We start from the raw sequence: 5,423 nt of genomic DNA, 5'->3' as shown, positions 1-5,423 counted from the left end.
GTCAGTCCGGGTCGTGGAAGTTGGAAGCGTCTGTTGTTTGAGAACTCAATAGTGTGCCAAGTTTGTTGATACCAATTTATTTATTTTATTGGTGAATGGTTTCAGGGTCCGCACCCCCGTGTGGGCGCCTGGGGCAATTTGCCGGGATTTTTTTACTTGGTGCAACCCGCAACCCTTTTTCCAGGGTCGTGTTGGTTGTGTCTGTATTTTTTTACGGAGAGTTTGATCCTGGCTCAGGATGAACGCTGGCGGCGTGCTTAACACATGCAAGTCGAACGATGACTTTTGTGCTTGCACAGRATGATTAGTGGCGAACGGGTGAGTAACACGTGAGTAACCTGCCCCTGACTTCGGGATAAGCCTGGGAAACTGGGTCTAATACCGGATATGCACCGTGGACCGCATGGTCCTTGGTGGAAAGACTTGTTGGTCAGGGATGGACTCGCGGCCTATCAGCTTGTTGGTGAGGTAATGGCTCACCAAGGCGACGACGGGTAGCCGGCCTGAGAGGGTGACCGGCCACACTGGGACTGAGACACGGCCCAGACTCCTACGGGAGGCAGCAGTGGGGAATATTGCACAATGGGCGAAAGCCTGATGCAGCGACGCCGCGTGAGGGATGACGGCCTTCGGGTTGTAAACCTCTTTCAGTAGGGAAGAAGCGAAAGTGACGGTACCTGCAGAAGAAGCGCCGGCTAACTACGTGCCAGCAGCCGCGGTAATACGTAGGGCGCAAGCGTTATCCGGAATTATTGGGCGTAAAGAGCTCGTAGGCGGTTTGTCGCGTCTATCGTGAAAGTCCGAGGCTCAACCTCGGATCTGCGGTGGGTACGGGCAGACTAGAGTGATGTAGGGGAGACTGGAATTCCTGGTGTAGCGGTGAAATGCGCAGATATCAGGAGGAACACCGATGGCGAAGGCAGGTCTCTGGGCATTAACTGACGCTGAGGAGCGAAAGCATGGGGAGCGAACAGGATTAGATACCCTGGTAGTCCATGCCGTAAACGTTGGGCACTAGGTGTGGGGGACATTCCACGTTTTCCGCGCCGTAGCTAACGCATTAAGTGCCCCGCCTGGGGAGTACGGCCGCAAGGCTAAAACTCAAAGGAATTGACGGGGGCCCGCACAAGCGGCGGAGCATGCGGATTAATTCGATGCAACGCGAAGAACCTTACCAAGGCTTGACATGTGCCAGACCGCCGTGGAAACACGGTTTCCCCTTTGGGGCTGGTTCACAGGTGGTGCATGGTTGTCGTCAGCTCGTGTCGTGAGATGTTGGGTTAAGTCCCGCAACGAGCGCAACCCTCGTTCCATGTTGCCAGCGCGTAAAGGCGGGGACTCATGGGAGACTGCCGGGGTCAACTCGGAGGAAGGTGGGGACGACGTCAAATCATCATGCCCCTTATGTCTTGGGCTTCACGCATGCTACAATGGCCGGTACAATGGGTTGCGATACTGTGAGGTGGAGCTAATCCCAAAAAGCCGGTCTCAGTTCGGATTGGGGTCTGCAACTCGACCCCATGAAGTCGGAGTCGCTAGTAATCGCAGATCAGCAACGCTGCGGTGAATACGTTCCCGGGCCTTGTACACACCGCCCGTCAAGTCACGAAAGTTGGTAACACCCGAAGCCGGTGGCCTAACCCCTTGTGGGAGGGAGCCGTCGAAGGTGGGACCGGCGATTGGGACTAAGTCGTAACAAGGTAGCCGTACCGGAAGGTGCGGCTGGATCACCTCCTTTCTAAGGAGCAACTAGCACCAGGTGTGCACGCCAAAGCGCGTGTGTCACGGGTGYTCAGTGCTGCTCGCATCCACCACTTGTGTTGGTGGGCGAGTGCTCAAGGGTGGAATATCAACAAATCACGGCCGTCCATCGCTGGTGGATGGTCTTCTAGTACGCTTCCGGACTTGTCCGGTGGCTGGAACGGGGACCRTCGGTGAGCGCGGGTGGTCTTTGGCACACTGTTGGGTCCTGAAACAACAGGCCCCGGTCCCCTTGCGGGATCGGGTTTTGTTTTTTCAGTGTTCCCGCGCATGGCCTAAGCCGACACGTTCCCCTTTGTTGCGGGTGTGTGGGTGGTGGGTGCGACGGGGTTGTTGTTTGGGAACTGCATAGTGGACGCGAGCATCTTGTGAAGCAGGGACTTTGTCCTTGTTTTGCATAAGCAATTTCTTATGAATTATTGAACCTGGTATGCACATCGTTCGCGGTGTGTGTTTCTTGGTTCTTTCGATTGTATGTATGAAGCTCATGTAAATTTTTGACCCTTGTTTGTGGTCAAGTTTTTAAGGGCGCACGGTGGATGCCTTGGCATTGGGAGCCGAAGAAGGACGTGGGAATCTGCGATAAGCCTGGTGGAGTCGATAACCGGACGTTGAGACCAGGATTTCCGAATGGGGAAACCCCGCACCATGTCATGTGGTGCGACCCGCAGCTGAACACATAGGCTGCGTGGAGGGAACGCGGGGAAGTGAAACATCTCAGTACCCGCAGGAAGAGAAAACAAAAGTGATTCCGTTAGTAGTGGCGAGCGAACGCGGATGGGGCTAAACCGAGCCATGTGTGATAGCCGGCGGGCGTTGCATGGTCGGGGTTGTGGGACTTTCCATACCAGTTCTGCCGGACTGGTGAAGTGAGGTGCGGGCGCATAGGCGAATCGGCTTGAATGCCGGACCATAGAGGGTGAGAGTCCCGTAGTGCGAATGCGTTCCGCCGCTTTGTGAGAGCATCCCAAGTAGGACGGGGCCCGAGAAATCCCGTTTGAATCCGCCAGGACCACCTGGTAAGCCTAAATACTACCCAATGACCGATAGCGGACAAGTACCGTGAGGGAATGGTGAAAAGTACCCCGGGAGGGGAGTGAAATAGTACCTGAAACCGTGCGCTTACAATCCGTTGGAGCCTCCTTGTTGGGGTGACAGCGTGCCTTTTGAAGAATGAGCCTGCGAGTTAGTGTTACGTCGCGAGGTTAACCCGTGTGGGGAAGCCGTAGCGAAAGCGAGTCTGAATAGGGCGAGTCAGTGGCGTGATCTAGACCCGAAGCGAAGTGATCTACCCATGRCCAGGTTGAAGCGCGTGTAAGAGCGCGTGGAGGACCGAACCCACTTCAGTTGAAAATGGAGGGGATGAGCTGTGGGTAGGGGTGAAAGGCCAATCAAACTTCGTGATAGCTGGTTCTCCCCGAAATGCATTTAGGTGCAGCGTTGCGTGTTTCTTGCCGGAGGTAGAGCTACTGGATGGCTAATGGGCCCTACAAGGTTACTGACGTCAGCCAAACTCCGAATGCCGGCAAGTGAGAGCGCAGCAGTGAGACTGTGGGGGATAAGCTTCATAGTCGAGAGGGAAACAGCCCAGAACGCCAACTAAGGCCCCTAAGCGTGTGCTAAGTGGAAAAGGATGTGGAGTTGCGAAGACAACCAGGAGGTTGGCTTAGAAGCAGCCACCCTTGAAAGAGTGCGTAATAGCTCACTGGTCAAGTGATTCCGCGCCGACAATGTAGCGGGGCTCAAGCACACCGCCGAAGTTGCGTCATTCATATTTTTGGCAGGCCTTCGTGGTCCAGCCGTGTGGATGGGTAGGGGAGCGTCGTGTGGGCAGTGAAGTCGCGGTGTAAACCAGCGGTGGAGCCCACACGAGTGAGAATGCAGGCATGAGTAGCGAATGACGGGTGAGAAACCCGTCCGCCGAATGATCAAGGGTTCCAGGGTCAAGCTAATCTGCCCTGGGTAAGTCGGGACCTAAGGCGAGGCCGACAGGCGTAGTCGATGGACAACGGGTTGATATTCCCGTACCGGCGAAAAACCGCCCATATTGACCTGGTGATGCTAACCACCCCAAGTGCCCACCATCGTTCCTTCGGGAGCGGTACCGGGTGTGCGGCGTGGGACCCGAACCAGGGAGGTAAGCGTATTAACAGGTGTGACGCAGGAAGGTAGCCGAGCCAGGCAATGGAATTGACCTGGTCCAAGGATGTAGGGCGAGTCATAGGCAAATCCGTGACTCATGATGCCTGAGATCCGATAGGCGCCCCCCTTGGGGGGTGATTCGGTGATCCTATGCTGCCAAGAAAAGCATCGACGCGAGGTTTTAGCCGCCCGTACCCCAAACCGACACAGGTGATCAGGTAGAGAATACTAAGGCGATCGAGAGAATCATGGTTAAGGAACTCGGCAAAATGCCCCCGTAACTTCGGGAGAAGGGGGGCCTGCCCCGTGATGGAACCATGCGTTCCGGAGCGGGTGTGGGCCGCAGAGACCAGGGGGAAGCGACTGTTTACTAAAAACACAGGTCCGTGCGAAGTCGCAAGACGATGTATACGGACTGACTCCTGCCCGGTGCTGGAAGGTTAAGAGGACCGGTTAGCCCCTTGTGGGCGAAGCTGAGAATTTAAGCCCCAGTAAACGGCGGTGGTAACTATAACCATCCTAAGGTAGCGAAATTCCTTGTCGGGTAAGTTCCGACCTGCACGAATGGAGTAACGACTTCCCCGCTGTCTCAACCATGAACTCGGCGAAATTGCACTACGAGTAAAGATGCTCGTTACGCGCAGCAGGACGGAAAGACCCCGAGACCTTTACTATAGTTTGGTATTGGTGTTCGGTGCAGCTTGTGTAGGATAGGTGGGAGACGTTGAAGCCCGGACGCCAGTTCGGGTGGAGTCATCGTTGAAATACCACTCTGGCTGTACCGGTCACCTAACTTCGGCCCATGATCTGGGTCAGGGACAGTGCCTGATGGGTAGTTTAACTGGGGCGGTTGCCTCCTAAAGAGTAACGGAGGCGCCCAAAGGTTCCCTCAGCCTGGTTGGCAATCAGGTGTCGAGTGTAAGTGCACAAGGGAGCTTGACTGTGAGAGCGACAGCTCGAGCAGGGACGAAAGTCGGGACTAGTGATCCGGCGGCACGTTGTGGAACGGCCGTCGCTCAACGGATAAAAGGTACCTCGGGGATAACAGGCTGATCTTGCCCAAGAGTCCATATCGACGGCATGGTTTGGCACCTCGATGTCGGCTCGTCGCATCCTGGGGCTGGAGTAGGTCCCAAGGGTTGGGCTGTTCGCCCATTAAAGCGGTACGCGAGCTGGGTTTAGAACGTCGTGAGACAGTTCGGTCCCTATCCGCTGCGCGCGCAGGAAATTTGAGAAGGGCTGTCCTTAGTACGAGAGGACCGGGACGGACGAACCTCTGGTGTGTCAGTTGTACTGCCAAGTGCACCGCTGATTAGCTACGTTCGGAAGGGATAACCGCTGAAAGCATCTAAGCGGGAAGCCCACTTCAAGATGAGATTTCCACGCCACCTTGTGTGGCGAGAGGCCCCCAGCCAGACCACTGGGTTGATAGGCGGGATGTGGAAGCGAGGACCAAAGACTCGTGAAGCTGACCCGTACTAATAGGCCGACAACTTCAACCACAAACACCACACCACCCC

General features: G+C 55.7%; 2 rRNA genes. Both read left to right on the top strand.

The window, feature by feature from the left end:
• Nucleotides 1–210 precede the first annotated feature (210 nt).
• A 16S ribosomal RNA gene (locus BLJ79_RS22110) occupies nt 211–1,738 on the top strand.
• Between the two features lie 535 nt (nt 1,739–2,273).
• A 23S ribosomal RNA gene (locus BLJ79_RS22105) occupies nt 2,274–5,405 on the top strand.
• The 16S and 23S rRNA genes sit together here, the layout of an rRNA operon.
• Nucleotides 5,406–5,423 lie beyond the last annotated feature (18 nt).

Source organism: Arthrobacter sp. UCD-GKA, from assembly GCF_001863355.1.
In the GTDB taxonomy this organism is placed as follows: Bacteria; Actinomycetota; Actinomycetes; order Actinomycetales; family Micrococcaceae; genus Paeniglutamicibacter.
Note: the sequence above shows the minus strand (reverse complement) of the source record. Positions and strands in the feature narration are given on the sequence as shown.